Source organism: Micromonospora sp. CA-248260 (assembly GCF_050942205.1).
Classification (GTDB): domain Bacteria; phylum Actinomycetota; class Actinomycetes; order Mycobacteriales; family Micromonosporaceae; genus Micromonospora; species Micromonospora antibiotica.
Map to the genome: position 1 here is coordinate 5144408 of NZ_CP192021.1, position 17213 is coordinate 5161620.

Annotated in this window: 10 protein-coding genes and 3 pseudogenes; 3 read left to right on the forward strand and 10 right to left on the reverse strand. The window is 75.0% G+C overall.

The annotated features are described in order from the left end of the window. Positions 1-483 precede the first annotated feature (483 nt). Genes ACQP2H_RS21975 through ACQP2H_RS21985 form a run of 3 tightly spaced genes read left to right on the forward strand, consistent with a single transcriptional unit; the run spans position 484 to position 5333 of the window. Complete coding sequence (locus ACQP2H_RS21975) at positions 484-1542, forward strand: AAA family ATPase (protein WP_091237553.1); 1059 nt, start codon at positions 484-486, stop codon at positions 1540-1542. Position 1543: 1 nt separating this feature from the next. Next, entirely contained in the window at positions 1544-2842 is a 1299-nt protein-coding gene (locus ACQP2H_RS21980; RefSeq protein ID WP_357535305.1) for a DUF58 domain-containing protein, read from the forward strand. Between the two features lie 28 nt (positions 2843-2870). Further along, positions 2871-5333, forward strand: a complete 2463-nt coding sequence (locus tag ACQP2H_RS21985) for a transglutaminase TgpA family protein (RefSeq protein WP_433228689.1) — start codon at positions 2871-2873, stop codon at positions 5331-5333. A 278-nt stretch (positions 5334-5611) separates the two neighbouring features. On the opposite strand, the gene ACQP2H_RS21990 is transcribed toward ACQP2H_RS21985, so the two are convergent. The 10 genes and pseudogenes from ACQP2H_RS21990 to ACQP2H_RS22035 all read right to left on the reverse strand — a co-directional run bounded on the left by ACQP2H_RS21990 (position 5612) and on the right by ACQP2H_RS22035 (position 16752). Beyond that, complete coding sequence (locus tag ACQP2H_RS21990) at positions 5612-6007, reverse strand: DUF3040 domain-containing protein (protein WP_067301847.1); 396 nt, start codon at positions 6005-6007, stop codon at positions 5612-5614. Between the two features lie 115 nt (positions 6008-6122). Continuing rightward, entirely contained in the window at positions 6123-7385 is a 1263-nt protein-coding gene (locus ACQP2H_RS21995; protein ID WP_433228691.1) for a DNA polymerase IV, read from the reverse strand. 41 nt (positions 7386-7426) lie between these two features. Continuing rightward, on the reverse strand, positions 7427-8656 hold the full coding sequence (locus ACQP2H_RS22000) for an alkaline phosphatase family protein (RefSeq protein ID WP_363818514.1): 1230 nt from the start codon (positions 8654-8656) through the stop codon (positions 7427-7429). Continuing rightward, positions 8653-9422, reverse strand: a pseudogene (locus ACQP2H_RS22005) (methyltransferase domain-containing protein). Before ACQP2H_RS22005 ends, ACQP2H_RS22000 begins: the two are co-directional and overlap by 4 nt. A gap of 42 nt (positions 9423-9464) precedes the next feature. Next, positions 9465-9638: a hypothetical protein gene (locus tag ACQP2H_RS22010; protein ID WP_244253196.1), complete on the reverse strand. Its 174-nt coding sequence runs from the start codon at positions 9636-9638 to the stop codon at positions 9465-9467. Between the two features lie 98 nt (positions 9639-9736). After that, positions 9737-13219, reverse strand: coding sequence for an error-prone DNA polymerase (locus ACQP2H_RS22015; protein WP_433233625.1), 3483 nt, complete (start codon positions 13217-13219; stop codon positions 9737-9739). A gap of 445 nt (positions 13220-13664) precedes the next feature. Further along, positions 13665-14006: pseudogene (locus tag ACQP2H_RS22020) on the reverse strand (DNA polymerase Y family protein); the annotation flags it as partial. Positions 14007-14150: 144 nt separating this feature from the next. Continuing rightward, positions 14151-15422: pseudogene (locus ACQP2H_RS22025) on the reverse strand (DNA polymerase Y family protein); the annotation flags it as partial. Continuing rightward, entirely contained in the window at positions 15419-16156 is a 738-nt protein-coding gene (locus tag ACQP2H_RS22030; protein ID WP_219463970.1) for a hypothetical protein, read from the reverse strand. The pseudogene ACQP2H_RS22025 and the gene ACQP2H_RS22030, both read right to left, overlap by 4 nt. Positions 16157-16302: 146 nt before the next feature. Continuing rightward, positions 16303-16752 (reverse strand): SAV_6107 family HEPN domain-containing protein, encoded by a 450-nt coding sequence (locus tag ACQP2H_RS22035; RefSeq protein ID WP_219463972.1) that lies wholly within the window; start codon positions 16750-16752, stop codon positions 16303-16305. Between the last annotated feature and the right edge of the window lie 461 nt (positions 16753-17213).

The following is a 17213-nucleotide window of genomic DNA, read 5'->3' on the forward strand; positions in this document are numbered from 1 at the left end:
GCGGTCATCGCGGTCGTGTCGCACTGACGCGATCATCGGGGACCGGTGCCCTCGGGCGGGACCGGCGCGGTCGTGTCGGATCTGGGGAGCGTCGGGCCCGCAGGACCCTGCCGCGGGCACGAAAAAGCCCCTCGCACAGGAGGGGCCGCCGTGCTGTCGCGCGTCAGCGCATCAGCACGGCCCGGTAAGAAGCAGGGAGACTGCGCTCATGTCCCGCAGTCTACCCCCTGGCAGCCGCAGGCCGGGGACCGCACCCGCCCCGACGGTCACCTTCCGTGAGCACCCGGCCGCGTCGGGTCCCCCGACCTGACGAATATCCGCTGTGTGACCGGCCGACTTCCGGCAGGGTTCGGCGTTCACCGTAAACATGGTTAGCCTGAGAGACCAGTGCGATTCCTGCGGCAGACGAGGCTTCCCGTTGCGAACCGAACGACGGGTCCAGGTGCTCTTTACCGAGCTGCCGTCGCGACGAGGAGAAGGCCCGTGACACAACAGACCTGGGACGAGGTGGGCGGCGTACTGCCGCACGACGAGTTCCGCGCCGCCAGCGAGGCCGTGGTGGCCAACATCGAGCAGGTCATCGAGGGCAAGACAGCCACCGTGCGGCTCGCCCTGGCCGTCCTGCTCGCCGAGGGTCACCTGCTGATCGAGGACGTCCCAGGAGTCGGCAAGACCAAACTGGCCAAGGCGCTCGCCCGGTCCATCGACTGCTCGGTGCGGCGCATCCAGTTCACCCCCGACCTCCTGCCCAGCGACGTCACCGGGGTCAGCGTCTACAACCAGGAGACGCACGACTTCGAGTTCCGCCCCGGCGCGGTCTTCGCCAACCTGGTGGTCGGCGACGAGATCAACCGGGCCTCCCCCAAGACGCAGTCCGCCCTACTGGAGTGCATGGAGGAGCGTCAGGTCACCGTCGACGGGGTGACCTACCAGCTGCAGACGCCGTTCATGGTGATCGCCACCCAGAACCCGATCGAGATGGAGGGGACGTACCCCCTCCCCGAGGCGCAGCGGGACCGGTTCACCGCCCGCATCGCGATGGGCTACCCGGGCCCGGAGGCCGAACTGGCCATGCTGGACGGGCACGGCGCGGCCGACCCGCTCCAGGAGCTGCGGCCCGTCTCCGACGCCGACACGGTCCGCCGCCTGATCGCCACCGTCCGCAACGTGCACGTCGCCGACGCCGTCAAGCAGTACGCCGTCGACCTGGTCACCGCCACCCGGGAGGCCCCCGACCTGCGGCTGGGCGCGTCCCCCCGGGCCACCCTGCAACTGTTGCGCACCGCCCGCGCGGTGGCCGCCCTGGAGGGCCGCGACTACGTGCTGCCCGACGACCTCCAGGCGCTCGCGGTGCCGGTGCTGGCCCACCGGATCATCCCCACCGCCGACGCCCAGCTGGCCCGCCGCACCACCGACGCGATCGTCGCCGAGCTGGTGCACCGGCTGGCCCTGCCGGCGGACCGCAAGCGTCCCACCGGGTACGACACCCCCCGCCCCGCCGCCGGCAACGGCCGCCCGCCGTTCGAGCCGCGGAGGCCGTGACGTGCGTGCCGGGCTGCGTGGCCTGACCACCCGGGGCCGGTCGTTCCTGGCGGCGGCGATCGCCGCGGCGATCTCCGCCGGCATCCTCGGCGAACGGGACCTGCTCCGGGTGGCGGTGCTGCTCGGCGTCCTGCCGCTGCTCGCCGCGCTGTACGTCGGCCGGACCCGCTACAAACTGGCCTGCAACCGCTCGCTGGACCCGCACCGGGTGCCGGTCGGGGCCAGCTCCCGGGTGGTGCTGCGGTTGCAGAACATGTCCCGGCTACCCACCGGCACCCTGCTGCTGGAGGACCGGCTGCCCTACGCGCTGGGCAGCCGGCCCCGGGTGGTGCTGGAACGGCTCGGCGCGCACCAGGCCAGCTCGGTGGCGTACACGGTCCGCGCCGACGTACGCGGCCGCTACGAGGTGGGCCCGCTGGTGGTCCGGATGACCGACCCGTTCGGGCTGTGCGAGCTGAGCCGGGCCTTCCCCAGCACCGAGCAGCTGACCGTGATCCCGCAGGTCACCCCGCTGCCCTCGGTACGCCTACCCGGCGAGTACGCCGGCAGCGGCGACAGCCGGGCCCGGTCGGTGGCGGTGCACGGCGAGGACGACGCCGCCACCCGGGAGTACCGCAGGGGCGACGATCTGCGCCGGGTGCACTGGAAGTCGACGGCCCGCACCGGTGAGCTGATGGTGCGCCGGGAGGAACAGCCCTGGGAGAGCCGGGCCACGGTGCTGTTGGACACCCGGGCGCACGGTCACCGGGGCGACGGTCCCACGGCCAGTTTCGAGTGGTCGGTCTCCGCCGCCGCCAGCATCGCCTCGCACCTGCGGCAGGCCGGTTACAAGCTGCGCCTGGTCACCGGGGACGGGGTGGACGTGGACGCCACCGAGGCCACCGGGGACGGCCTGCTCCTCGACCAGCTCGCCGACGTCCGGCTCGACCAGCGTGGTGACGTGGCGACCCTGGTGCAGCGGGTCCGGCAACGCGCCGACGGGGGCCTGATCATCGCCTTGTTCGGCTCACTGACCACCAGTGAGGCGGAGCTGCTGAGCGGGCTGCGCGGCAGCGGCGCGACGTGCGTCGGCTTCGTGCTCAACAGCTCCACCTGGCTCAGCCTGCCGGAACGGGCCCGGTTCGAGGCCGAGCAGACCCACGCCGCCGCCGCGTTGGCCCTGTTGCAGGGCGGCTGGCGGGTCATCGGGGTCAACCACGACGGCCAACTGCCGGTGCTCTGGCCGCAGGCCGGGCGCGGTTCGCAGGGCTTCGCGCTGCGTGCCGCCCTCGCCGAGACGGTCGCCGGGGCCGTCCGGTGAGCCGTCCGACGACAGGAAGGGTGACGTCGTGATCGCGTCCCGGAACATCGGCTTCGTGGCAGCGGTGGCGACCCTGCTCGCCGCGGCACCACTGTCGTCGATCTTCCAACAGTGGACCTGGCTGATCCAGTCCGCCATCGCGGTCGCCGTGGTGGCCGGCGCGGCGGCACTCACCCGACTGGTCCGGGCCCCCCTGTGGGGTCAGGTGCTGGGCATGCTCGCCGGTCTGCTGCTCGCCCTGACCTGGCTCTTCCCCGGTGGTGGCGAGCTGATCGCCTTCCTGCCCACGCCGGCGACGCTGGCCCACTTCGGCGAGCTGGCGCAGGGCTCCTTGCAGGACATGCGCTCCTACGGGGTGAAGGTGCCCGACACCACCCCGCTGCTGTTCATCAGCGTGCTCGGGGTGGGCGCGGTCGCGGTGGTGGTCGACGTCCTCGCCGTCGGGCTGCGGCGACCGGCCCTGGCCGGACTGCCGATGCTGGCCATCTACTCGGTGCCGGTCGCGGTCTACGTCGACAGCGTCCCCGCGCTGCCGTTCGTGGTCGGCGCCGCCGGCTACCTCTGGCTGCTGGTGACCGACAACGTCGACCGGGTCCGCCGGTTCGGCCGCCGGTTCACCGGTGAGGGCCGCGACGTGGACGTCTGGGAGTCCTCCCCGCTGGCCGCCGCCGGTCGCCGGCTGGCGGTGGTCGGGGTGGCGCTGGCCGTGGTGCTGCCGTTGGCCGTGCCGGGGATGACCGGTGGGCTGCTGGACCAGTTCAACACCGCCGGCAACGGCACCGGCCGCCCCGGGCAGGGTGGCGGGCCAGGCCGGATCGACCTCTTCGCGTCGCTCAGCGGGCAGCTCAACCAGTCCGAGGTGGCCGACATGGTCAAGGTCACCACCACCGAGCAGAACCCGTTCTACCTGCGCTTCGGGGTCGCCGACGAGCTGCGCCCGGACGGTTTCCGGGTACGCCCGCCCAACGGCCGCCCGGTGAACCGGGAGCTGCCCGACCCGTCGGGTCGCACCGGGCCGGGGGTGGAGCAGCGGACCTACCGGGCGACGGTGGAGATCAACCGCACGCTGAGCATGCCCTTCGTGCCGCTCTACACCGACCCGGTCAGCTTCGACGGGCTCAACGGCAACTGGTCGTACGACCAGAACCTCGGGGTGGTCTTCTCCAACCGGGACAACTCCCGGAGCAAGCGCTACTCGTTCGAGTACGTGCGCTCGACGTTCACCCCGGCGGCGCTGCGTCGGGCCCGCCCGTTGCCGGCCGAGCACCCGATCCGGCTGCAACAGACCCGCACCCCGGAGGTCCGTGAGGTCAGCCTGCTGGTCAGCCGGCTGGTGGAGGGGAAGTCCACCGACTACGACCGGGTCCGGGCGATCTACGACTACTTCTCCCGGGAGAACGGCTTCAGCTACTCGCTGAGCACCAAGGGCGGCACCAGCGGCCAGGAGATCGTCGACTTCCTCACCAACAAGGTCGGCTACTGCCAGCAGTACGCGGCGGCGCTGGCCTGGCTGGTACGCGAGGCCGGCATCCCGGCCCGGGTGGCGTTCGGCTTCACCAACGGCAGCAGCGCCAACGGGGACACCTACACGTTGACCAACCGGAACCTGCACGCCTGGACGGAGGTCTACTTCGACCAGTTCGGTTGGGTCCCGTTCGACGCCACCCCGGCGTACGGCGTCCAGGGGGCGAACCGGTCGGCGTGGGCGCCGGACTCCGACGCCCCGGACCCGGAGCCGTCGGACACCGCCGCGCCGGCCGCCCCGCAGGACCCGGGGGCCACCACGGGACCGCAGCGGGACGAGGCCGCCGACAAGGACACCGACGCTGGTTTCGACCCGACCACCGGCGCTCCCGTCGAACGTGCCCCGACCTGGCCCTGGTGGACGGTGGGAGCGCTGCTCGCGGTGGCGGCGCTGTTGGCCGTCCCGGCGCTGCGGCGGCGGGCGCTGCGCCGGCAACGGCACCACCTGCCGACCCCGGTGGCGGCCGGGCCCGCCCCCGACGACGGGGCGGGCGGGAGCATCCCGATGACGGTGCTGGGCGTGGACGCCGAACGGGCCCGGGCGGACGCCCACGCGGCCTGGGACGAGTTGCTCGACACCCTGGTCGACTACCGGGTGCGGATCGACCGGACGGAGACGCCCCGGGCGACCGCCGAGCGGCTGGCCCGGGAGGCGGTCGGTGAGGACGCCGGCTCCGCCACGGCGGTACGGCTGCTCGGTCGCGCCGAGGAACGTGCCCGGTACGCCCGGGACCCGCTCACCGGCGAACCGCTGCACCCGGCGTTGCGGACGGTACGCGACAGTCTCGCCGCGCGGGCGGACCGGCGTACCCGGTTCCTCGCCGCCGTGCTGCCCCCCTCGGTGCTGCTGCGCTGGCGTACCTCGCTCGGCGACACGTCGGCGCGTCTGGTGACGGCTTCCGGCCGGCTCCGCCGCCTGCTGCTGCGCTGGAACCCGCGCCGCCTGCTCGCCACCCGCCGCGCCTGACCCCGCCCCGGCCGCCCCGCCCCGGCGGGGCGGCCGCTCGTGGGGCGGGCCGCTCGTGGGGCGATACAGCCGCGTCAGCCGTCCTGGACAACGCCACGTCGCCGCACGGGAGTGGGCCAGGGATGGTGAGGGGCGGCGTGGGGGCACCGACGGGCCCGGGTGGGCAACCTGGCTGGCAGCAGAGCGCGGGCATAGCGATATGACGGAGGTGGCCGGACCACAGGTCCGGCACCTACCGTCGTCGGCGACGCCCGTCCACCCTCAGGGGTGGGCCGGGTTCAGCGATGTCCCTCCGGACGTTGCCGCCACCGATCCTCCATGCGGTCCAGCAGCGACGGCCGACGGCCGCCCCGGCCACGCGGACGACGACGACTCGTCGTGCCGCCCACCACGTGCAGGTCCGGTGACTGCGCCCGCCGGTGCGACTGCACCGCATAGCCCAACGCGGCCAGCATGACGACGAAGCCCGCCACTGCCAGTGGCGGCGTCTTGATCACCGCGCCGTAGACCAACAGGGCCAGGCCGACGACCACCACGCCGGCAGCGACGAGCAGGCGACGCCGCGTATGGAAACGCGGGTCGCTGGCGCGCACGGCCGAGGCGAATTTGGGGTCCTCGGCAAGCGACCGCTCGATCTGCTCGAACAGCCGCTGCTCGTGCTCCGAGAGCGGCACGGCACTCCTCCCCGGTCACGTTGGTCGGCCCGGTCGGGCCGACAGACCGTGGCAGCCATCCGGCTGCTTGCCGCCAAGTCTACGAGGGGGGTCGCGCGTCGGAAAGCGGGACGACCTATGGCCGACTGCTATTTTCCCCGCGCCGGGGATCACGTTTACCGAGCAGACTGGCCGGACCTATGACGGACCGCCCGAAACGGGCAGCCGCCGCGTCGGCGGCGGTCTCCGCTTCCCGCCATCCCCGCTCCGGTGCGCCCAGCGTGAGTTGTCGCGGTGTGTCGACCGCTCCCGCCAGGCCCTCCACCCGGACGCCGACCAGCCGGACCGGCTCACCCGGGTCGAGAACCGTCCAGAGGCCCCAGGACGTGTCGAATATCTCCCGGGCCACGTCGGTCGCCCCGTCGAGGGTGCGGGACCGGCTGACGGTGCGGAAATCGGACATTCGGACCTTGATCGAGATGGTCCGGCCGACCTGGCCGGCCGCCCGGAGCCGACTGCCCACCTTTTCGCTGAGGGCGAGCAGCGCGCGCCGGATCTCCTGCGCGTCGACGACGTCGACGTCGAAGGTCACCTCGGCCCCGATCGACTTCTCCACCTGGTCCGGGCTGACCGGGCGCGCGTCGCGCCCCCGGGCCAACTCGTGCAGGTGGGTCGAGGACGCCACACCGAGCGCCTTGCGGAGCATCCCGGCGGGTGCCTCGGCCAGGTCGCCGACGGTGCGTAGGCCGAGCCGCCGCAGCGTCTCGGCGGACCGCTCCCCCACCCCCCACAACGCGTCGACCGGCAGTGGGTGGAGGAACTCCAACACCCGATCGGCCGGCACCACCAGCAGGCCGTCCGGCTTGGCCCGGGTGGAGCCGAGCTTGGCCACGAACTTACTCGGCCCCACCCCGACCGAGCAGGTCAACGCCTGCTCGGCGGCGACCCGGGCCCGGATCCGCCGGGCGATGGCGGCGGGCGGGCCGAACAGCCGGCGGGCACCCGTCACGTCGAGGAACGCCTCGTCGAGGGAGAGCGGCTCGACCAGCGGGGTGACGTCCCGGAAGATCCGCATCACCGCGTCGGAGGCCGCCCGGTAGCGGGCGAAGTCGGGGGGCAGGTAGACCGCGCCGGGGCAGAGCGCGCGGGCCCGCGCGGTGGGCATGGCGCTGCGCACGCCGAAGCGGCGGGCCTCGTAGCTGGCGGAACTGACCACACCCCGCGGCCCGACCCCGCCGACCACCACCGGACGGCCGGCCAACTCGGGCCGGTGACGCACCTCGACGGAGGCGAAGAAGGCATCCATGTCGACGTGCAGGATCGGGCTGGCCGAGTCGTCGGCGTCGGGCCCGAAACGCGGGTCACCAGCACCACGCGGCAACGACTGGCTCCGGCCCATCACCGCAGGCTAGCCGCCCGGTACGACAACCGGCCCGGCGGTCAGCCCCGGACCACCAGCAGCGGCACGGTCATCTCCGCCGCGCTGTCCGCCCCGTGGTACGCCACCAGCCGGGACGCCGCCGGCGGCTCCGACCGGGTGGCCAGCACCGCGTACGTGTCGCGGCAGGTCACCACCACGTCACCGACCCGGGACAGGTGTTCCTCGGCGACCGGGCCGAACCAGCCCTCGGCCACCAGCTCCTCCCGGGTGCACACCCGGGCGGCCGGCCCGAGCACCGCCGACCAGGTGGCCACCACGTCGTCCACCGCCCCCGGCTCGACGTGCAGGTACCGCACCCGGGGCTCACCGGCGACCACCCGGATGCCGGCCCGCAGCCGCAGATCGGTGTCCAGGTCGAAACGGTGGGCCGCCGGCACGTCGAGCTGGCCGTGGTCGGCGGTGACCAGCAGCGCGGCGTCGGCCGGCAACCCGTCGACGAGCCGGGCGAGCAGGCCGTCCACCTCGGCGGCGGCGATCCGCCAGGGCGCGGAGTCGACCCCGCTGAGGTGCCCGTGCCGGTCCAGGTCGGGGTGGTAGCCGGAGACCAGGGTGGGGCCGGCCCCGGCGGACAGCGCCGCCAGCATCGTCCGGCCCAGGGCGTCCACCCCGGCGGCGCCCCGGTAGTCGCCACCCCGGTTGGCGGCCAGGGTGAGCCCGCTGCCGGCGTACTCGGGACGACTCACCACGCTCACCGCGACCCCGGCGGCACGGGCCCGCTGCCACTGGGTGCGTACCGGCTGCCAGTGCAGCGGGTCCGGGTCGCCGTGCCAGTCGATGTGGTTGAGCACCCGGTCGGTGCCGGGCACCCGGACGGTGAAGCCGAGCACGCCGTGCGTGCCGGGGGCCGCGCCCGCGCCCAGGGTCACCAGGCTGGTCGGGGTGGTGGAGGGGAAGCCGCAGGTGAGCGGGCGGCCCACCGTCGCGGCCAGCCCGGTCAGGGTCGGGGCGTACCGGGCGGCGGTGGGGAGCTGGTACCAGCCGAGACCGTCGACGAGCAGCACGGCGACCCGGCGTACCCCGGCCAGGCCGGGGGCGAGCCCGAGCAGGTCGACCGCGCCCGGCACACCGAGCACGGCCAGCGCGCTGGGCAGCACGTCGGCCAGGCTGCCCCCGCCGTAGCGCGGCGACACCACCGCGAGCGGGTCCGCCGCAGGCACCGGCCCCGCCGCTCGGTCCACCGGCACAGCAGCCGGGGGCAGGGTCGTCCCGGCCGGGGGCAGGTCGGTCATGCCGGGCGGCGGGCGAACAGGTGCAGTTGGGCGGCGAGATCCCGGTAGGGCGGACGCCCGGCCAGCGCCTTCTCCAACTCGACCAGGGCACCCGGCTGACCGTCGGCGACGGCGGCGGGCAGCAGGTCGGCGAGGACGCGTACCCCGTGGATCTCCTCGACGGTGAGGCCGGCGGCGCGCAACAGGGCGGTGGCCTGCTCGGCGTCGAAGCGGCGGCGCAGCGTGTCCCGGGGGCGGCGGCGCCGTCGGTGGCGGCGGCCAGCGCGGCGGCGACGTCCAGGTAACCGTTCATCGCCCGACCCAGCACGGCGGCGGCCCGCCCGGCGACCAGCACACTCGCCGCCCCACCGGGGCGCAGCGCGGCGGCCAGCGCGGTCGTCACCGGCAGCGGGTCGTCGACCACCTCCAGCACCGCATGGCACAGCACCAGGTCGACGGAGGCCGGTTCGACCAGGCCGGTCAACGCGTCGCCGTCGCCCTGCACGGCGCGGACCCGGTCGGCCACCCCGGCCTCGGCGGCCCGGCGGGTGAGGGCGGCGAGGGCGTCGGGGCTGGCGTCGACCACGGTCACCCGGTGGCCGGCCTGGGCGAGCGGCACGGCGAAGCCGCCGGTGCCGCCGCCCACGTCGAGCACGGTCAGCGTGTCGTCGGCCCGCCGGTCCAGCTCGGCGGCGAGCACCGACCAGATGACGGCGGTACGGGGGGTCAACGGCGGCTCGACGAACCGACCTCGGGTGCTCTGCTCCACCCGGTGGAGCCTAGTCACCCGCCTCACCCGACCCCCGCTGGCGGTGCCGACGCCGACGGCTCAGATCTCGCCGCCGCCGGCCGGGTCCTCCTCGGCGCGGGACCGGCGGTCGTTCGCCACCGGGCCCTCGGTCACCTGGTACTCCCGCGGCTCGGCGTCCTGGGCGGGCGTCCAACCGGCGCCCAGCCGGGTACGCCGGGCGTTCGCCAGTCCACCGGTGTACGTGCTGTCCATCGTCACTGGTCATCCCCCTTGCCGCGAGCGGGCCGCTCTGCCCGCGCGTGCCGGAATTCTCCCGTCTCCCGGCCCGGAAAACCGTAATGTGGATCACTTCACCGGAAGTCGCGGGAGGCGGATTCCACCGGCGGCGTGATCGGGTCCAGCCGGTCGGCGGTGAGGTTGGTGACCCCCTCGTGCCGCTGCAACCGACCACGGACCACGAGGGCGCTGCTGGTGCGGGCGATTCGACGATAGCGCTGCCACAGCCCCGGGGAGCAAGTGACATTCAGCATCCCCGTCTCGTCCTCCAGGTTGAGGAAGGTGACCCCACCGGCGGTCGCCGGCCGTTGCCGGTGGGTGACGATCCCGCCGACCCGGACCCGCCGACCCGACTCCACCCGCCCCAACCGGGCGATCGGCACCGCACCCAGCGCGTCGAGCCGGTCCCGGACGAACCGGGCCGGGTGGGTCTCCGGGGACAGCCCGGTGGCCCAGACGTCGGCGACGAGCCGGTCCACCGCCTCCATCCCCGGCAGGGTCGGGGCCGCCGCGCCGGTCACCGTGCCGGGCAGCCGGCCCGGCCGGTCCTGGGCCGCCGCCCCGGCCGCCCAGAGCGCCTCCCGCCGGGTCAGCCCGAAACAGGCGAAGGCGTCCGCGGTGGCCAGCGCCTCCAGCTGACCCGCGGTGAGACCGACCCGCCGGGCCAGATCAGGCATGTCCCGGTACGCCCCGTGCGCCGTCCGCTCCGCCACGATCCGCCCGGCCAGGTCGTCGCCGAGGGTACGCACACCGCCCAGCCCGAGCCGGACCGCCGGACCGCCCAGCCCCCAGGCGTGCGGCGGTTCCCCCGGCACGCTCCCCCACCGGGTCTGCGGGGTGGACTCCAGCACCGCCCCGGCCCCACTGGCGTTGACGTCCGGCCGGCGGACCTCGACGCCGTGCCGCCGGGCGTCGTCGACCAGGGTCTGCGGCGCGTAGAACCCCATCGGCTGGGCGTTGAGCAGGGCGGCCAGGAACGCCGCCGGATGGTGCCGCTTGAGCCACGAGCTGGCGTACACCAGGTAGGCGAAACTCATCGCGTGGCTCTCCGGGAAGCCGTAGCTGGCGAACGCGGTGAGCTTGCGGTAGACGTCGTCGGCCAACTCGCCGGTGATGCCCCGCTCGGCCATCCCGGCGTAGAGCCGGTCGGCGAGCTGCGCCATCCGCTGCACCGACCGTTTCGCCCCCATCGCCCGGCGCAACTGGTCGGCCCCGGCGGCGTCGAAGCCGGCCAGGTCGATGGCGAGTTGCATCAGCTGCTCCTGGAACAGCGGCACGCCGAGGGTCTTCTCCAGCGCGTTGCGCATCAGCGGATGCGGGTACGTCACCGGCTCCTGGCCGTTCTTGCGCCTGATGTACGGGTGCACCGAGCCGCCCTGGATCGGGCCGGGCCGGATCAGCGCCACCTCCACCACCAGGTCGTAGAACTCGCGGGGTTTCAGCCGGGGCAGGGTGGCCATCTGGGCGCGGCTCTCCACCTGGAACACCCCGACCGAGTCGGCCCGGCAGAGCATGTCGTAGACCTCGGGGTCGTCCAACGTCATGTCGCCCAGGTCCAGCCTGGACCCGATCAGGTCGTAGCCGTAGTGCAGGGCCGACAGCATGCCCAGCCCGAGCAGGTCGAACTTGACCAGCCCGACGGCCGCGCAGTCGTCCTTGTCCCACTGGAGCACGCTGCGGCCGGGCATCCGCCCCCACTCCACCGGGCACACCTCGATCACCGGCCGGTCGCAGATCACCATCCCGCCGGAGTGGATGCCGAGGTGCCGGGGGAACGTCTGCAACTCGTTGGCGTACGCCACCACCTGCTCGGGGATGCCTTCGACGTCGACCGCCGCGACGGAACCCCAGCGGTCGATCTGCTTGCTCCAGGCGTCCTGCTGGCCGGGCGAGTAGCCGAACGCCTTCGCCACGTCCCGCACCGCCGACCGGGGCCGGTAGGAGATGACGTTGGCGACCTGGGCGGTGTGCTCCCGGCCGTAGCGGGCGTAGACGTGCTGGATCACCTCCTCCCGCCGGTCGGACTCGATGTCCACGTCGATGTCGGGTGGCCCGTCGCGTTCCGGGGCGAGGAACCGTTCGAACAGCAGCCGGTGCCGTACCGCGTCCACGTTGGTGATCCGCAGCGCGTAGCAGACCGCCGAGTTGGCCGCCGAACCCCGGCCCTGGCAGTAGATGTCCTGCGCGCGGCAGAACGCCACGATGTCGTAGACCACCAGGAAGTAGCCGGGGAAGCCCAGCTCGTCGATCATCCGCAGCTCGTGTTCCAGCTGCGCGTACGCCTCCGGGTGCGCCCCGGGCGGCCCGTAGCGCTCGTGCGCCCCGGCCAGCGTCAGGTGGCGCAGCCAGCTCATCTCGGTGTGCCCCGCCGGCACCGGGTACGCCGGCAGCCGGGGCGCGACCAGGTGCAGGTCGAAGGCGAGTTCCGCGCCGAACTCGGCGGCCCGGGACACCGCACCCGGGTACGCGGCGAAGCGGGCCGTCATCTCCGCACCGCTGCGCAGGTGGGCGGTGGCGGCAGCCGGCAGCCAACCGTCGATCTCGTCCAGGCTACGGCGGGCCCGGACAGCGGCCAGGGTGGTCGCCAACCGTCGTCGCCCCGGGCTGGCGTAGTGCACGTTGTTGCTGGCCACGGTGGGCAGCCCGGCGGTGGCGGCCAGCTCGGCGAGCGCGTCGTTGCGGTCGGCGTCGACCGGGTGCCCGTGGTCGGTAAGCTCCACCGCCACCGTCTCCGCGCCGAACAGCGCGGTGAGCCGGTCCAGCTCCCGGGCCGCCGCGTCGACCCCCGTGGTGAGCAGCGCCGCCGGCACGTGCCCCTTGCGGCAACCGGTCAGCACCAACACGTGGTCGCGCAGCTCGGCGGCGACCTCCTCCAGCTCGCCGTAGACCGGCCGGCCCTTCTCCCCGCCGCGTAGCTGGGCCCGGGAGATGACCGACGCGAGCCGGGCGTACCCCTCGTGGCCGTGGGCGAGCACCAGCAGGTGCCGGCCCAGCGGGTCGGGCTCGCCCTGCTGCGGGCCGGGCAGCCCCAGCGACAGCTCCGCCCCGAAGACCGTGGGCAGGCGCAGCGTACGGGCCGCCTCGGCGAACCGGACCACCCCGTAGAACCCGTCGTGGTCGGTCACGGCGAGCGCGGTCAGCCCCAACCGGGCGGCCTCCTCGGCCAGCTCCTCCGGGTGGCTCGCCCCGTCGAGGAAACTGAAGTTGGTGTGCGCGTGCAGCTCGGCGTAGGGCACCGGGTCGTCCGGGCGGGCCAGCTCGGGGGGCGCGTACCGCTCACGGTGCCGGGTCCAGGCCGGCGAGTCGCCGCCGTCGGCCTCGGCGAGCGGGTCCACCACGTGCAGGTGCCGTTCCCCGCGCCGCCGCCCGCCCCGCCCCCCGCCGTCCTGGGCCCCGCCGTCCCGGAGGCGGTCGTCCCGGAGGCGGTCGTCCCGGAGGCGGTCGTCACGGAGGCGGTCGTCACGGGAGCGGTGGTCCGCGCCGCCGTCGGTGGTGGACCGTCCGGACAGCACCCGCTCCAGCTCCGACCAGGGCAGCTTCGGATTGTGGAAGCTCATCCGGCCGCCCCGGTAGCGCGGGTCGGCCTTCTGCGTGCGGCGGTGGGACCGGGCGTGGCCACTACGGACAGCCATGGTCCTCCCGATGAGTGATATGCCACTGAGGCATATTTATGCCGCTGAGGCATACCACTCACCCGGAAACATCGTCGGGACGCGGGGTGACCCCGGACGGAACACCGCACCGATCGGCATACAGCCGACCGGCATGCGGTCAGCCGACACGCGGTCAGCCGGCAATGCCCGAACCGGCAGCACTCCGGCAGACCCGGAACCAGCGCGCACCCGACCGACCGGCATACCACCGGCCGACACACGGCCGACCTGCACGCAGCCGGCCGATCCGGGTCCAGCCCGGAAAGGTCCCACCGGCGCACACGAGGCCAGCGCGAACGAGGCCAGCCCAGGCAAGACCAGCCCGGACCGGACCAGCCCGGAGCACCGGTCAGTCATAGATCGCCTCCACCAGCCACCGGCCCGCCTCGACGGCCAGCAGCAGGGCGGCACCGTCGGCCAGGCAGACCTGGAACCGGGCCCGGCGACGGGCCTCGGCGGGGGCCCACCACCGCTCGTCCACCGGCCACGGGCCCGTCCAGCCGACGATCTCCGTCGGCGCGGTGCCGCCGACGACCAGCCGGGCGGGCGCCGCGCTGACCACCAGCCGGGCGCTGACCAGCACCGGTTCGCCGGTGGCGTCGTGCACGGTCGCGGTGAGCGGAACGGGCAGCACCACGGCCGGCGCGGGTGGCGGCAGTCGCCCCGGCCAGGGCGGTACGGGACCCGGCCGCCGTGGCCCGCCCCGCCTGGCACCCCCGGCCCCCGTCACCGCCTGCCCGGCACCCCCGGCCCCCGTCACCGCCCGCCCAACGCCCCCGGCCCCCGTCACCGCCCGCCCGGCACCAGCAGACTGCGCCACCGCCCGCCCGGCGGCACCAGGCTCCGCCTCGGTGACGCCCGGCAGTGGGGGCGGGCCGGGGCGGGCGGGGAGGCGTTCGTCGCCCCAGGGGACCAGGCGGGTCTGGTCGGCCGGGGACCGACCACCGCCCAGCACGGCGGTGACCACCGCCTCCGGACCGAGGATGCCCTGCACCCGGCTCAACGCCCGGTGTGCCCGGTCGCGTTCCTCGCCGACCTCCCCCCACAGGCCGGGTTGCAGCCCACCCCGGGACAGCAGCCCGTCGGGCACCAGCCGCAGCCGGATGATCCCGGCGGTCGGTCGGGCCGGTCGGGCACCGGCCCGACCGGTGCCGCCGGAGAGCCAACCGTCGAGCTGCCAACGCACCCGGTCGGCGATGGCGGCGGCGGTGAGCAGCCCGTCGTGCCGCCACACCCGGTGCAGTTCCTGGCCGTGCGCGGTGACCGCCTCGATGCCGAGCCGGGTGCAGGCCAGCCCGTGCCCGGCCAGCCGGTCGTGCAGCCGTTCGGCGAGCATCCGGGCGGCGAAGGCCGCCGCGTCGACCCGGTCGAGGGGTTCGTCGTGGTGGGCGGTGACGGTCAGGTCGACGGGGGGCTGCCGGACGGCGAGCGGCCGGTGGTCGTGCCCGGCGGCGAGCCGGTGGGCGAGGGCCCCGTCGAAGCCGAACCGGGCCAGCACGTCACCGGCGGGCAGCGCCGCGAAGTCGCCCAGCGTGCGTACGCCGAGCCGGCGCAGCAGGTCGGCCAGGGCCGGGCGGCCGATCGCCTCGACGGGCAGCCCCGCCAGGAACCCCGGCGTCCCGCCCGGCGGCACCACCTGACCGGTACGCGCGGCGAGGCCGGCGGCGAAGACCCCGTCGGCGATGCCGATCTGGCTCTCCACCGCGCAGGACTCGGCGACCTGCTCGACGATCCGCTCGGCGGCGGCCTCCTCACCACCGAGGTAGCGGGCGGGCCCCCGGGCGGCGAGCGCGCAGACGCCGGGGCGGACCACCTCGACCCCGGCGGCGACCTCCTCCACGGCGGCGACGACCGGTTCGAAGGCGCGGGCGTCCCGACCGGGGTCGTGGTCGACGACGGTCAGCGTGGGGCAGCGCCCCTGCGCCTCCCGGCGGCGCAGGCCCCGGCGTACCCCGGCGGCGCGGGCCGGTGCGGAGCAGGACACCACCCGATTGGCGTGCAGCACGGCCACCGGGCCGGTGGCGGGCACCCCGTCGACGATCTCGGCGGCGAGCACCGGCCAGTCCGGGCACCAGAGCAGCAGGGTGCGCACGGGCGTGCCGGTCACCCGGACCCGACCACGGTGAATCCGCCCGGCCGGGGCCCGGCGGTTGCGGCGGGGACGGCCGACGCGGCGGCGGGCACGACCCGGGTGAGCCCGTCGCCGGGCAGCCACATCGTGATCTCCTTGGGACGGGCCGCCGCTCCGCGTCCGCGTGCCGACACGGTGACCTCGCGTCGGCGCAGCCGGCCCTGCCCCGCCCCGAGCCCCTCCCAGACCCCCCGGACCACCTGGAGCGTCACGTCCGCGCCGGTCCACCGGCCGTACGGGACGAGCACGCAGCCGCGCTGCCGGGCCCGGGCGGCCAGCCGGTCGGCGACCGGGGCGGAGACGGTGTGCGGTACGGCGGTCACCACCACGTCGACCCCGTCGATCAGGGCGGCGACCACGGTGGGCCACTCCGGGCCGGGATGGGGCACCAGGGCCAGCCGGTCCAGGGCGATGCCGGCCTCGGCGGCGGCACCGGCCCCGAACGTGGGCACCCCGACCACCGCGCACCACGACCCGGCCCGGGACGCCTCGGCGAGCAACGCCAGCACCAGGGAGGTGCCGCCACTGCGCCGGGGCTGGCCGACGGTCACGGCGACGGTGCTGCCCCGGCGCAGCCCCCGGTGTGGCAGCAGGCCGGTCAGCTCGGGTGCCACCGGGAGCAGCCGGTGACCGACCGCCGGGTCCGGAGCGCTCGCCGGGCGTACCAGAGCGGCCAGTGCGGCGGAACCGCCCACCATGCGGCCCGCCATCGGACCAACCCCCCGTCGTGTCGTTGCGTGGATCAGGTGCACTGCGTGCTCGCCCCGGACGCGGTGGGACGCTGCGTCGAGGTGCTGCGGCGGGCCCGGTGCCGGCCGGATCAGGTGCCCGGCGGGGACCCGGGCACGCCCCCGGGTCAGGCGGCGAGGCCGTCGAGGGCGGGCTGGTGGGTCACGCCGAGCGCCTGCTCCACCACCGTCACGAACTGTTCGGCGGCCCGGAGCAGGTCGTCGGCCTCCCGGGCGTTCACCACCCGGGGTATGCCAGCCTCGGCGGCGGCCCGCTTGCCGGCGGCGGCGGCGAAGTAGCGGGACCACTCGTCCAGTTCGGGGGCGACCCCGGCGAGCAGCACCCAGACGCTGGTGATCCGGCGGCGGCGGGCGGGCGCGGGCCGGGCCCGGGCGGCCAGCAGGGCGGCGGCGGCGCGGAGCGCGGCCAGGTGGGCGGCGGCGTAGCGCAGCCCGTCGGGGCGGGTCTGGGCGGCCTCGGCCAGCCCGTGTCGGGCCACCGTGAGGAGTTGGGTCGGGGTGCGGTGCGGCAGCACGTGCGCGGGCACCGTCGGCGCCTGGGCCGGGTTGGTCGGCATGACTGTCTCCTCCGCGTGACCGGATCGGGCGGGACGCCCGGTGGAGGAGGTCCACCGGCGCGATGCCCGGGGCGGGTGGTGCGGAGGAAGACGCACCGCTGGGGGCCGGCCGGGTGCGGATGCTTCCCCACACCACACCCGGCCGGCGAACCGGCGGGTTCGTCGCCCGCCGCCCGGGGGTCGTGGGCGGCGGGCGACGACCTGCCTTGACGGGACCGGGCTCGCGACTGCCCGGAACCCGGTGCGGTCCGCGAAACCGCACCTGCCCGGGTCGACGCCGCGAAACACCGCCCGGGGGCGTTGGAACGGGTGTGCGACTGAATCGAACACTCGTTCTAACTGCTCTGACAGTACACCCTGCCCCCGACGAAAACGCAACGTCTGGCGTACGGCGTGCCAGCGACGATTCCCAGCCGGCGCACAGCGACGGCAAAGCCTGACCCGAGGTCACCGCCGCAGGG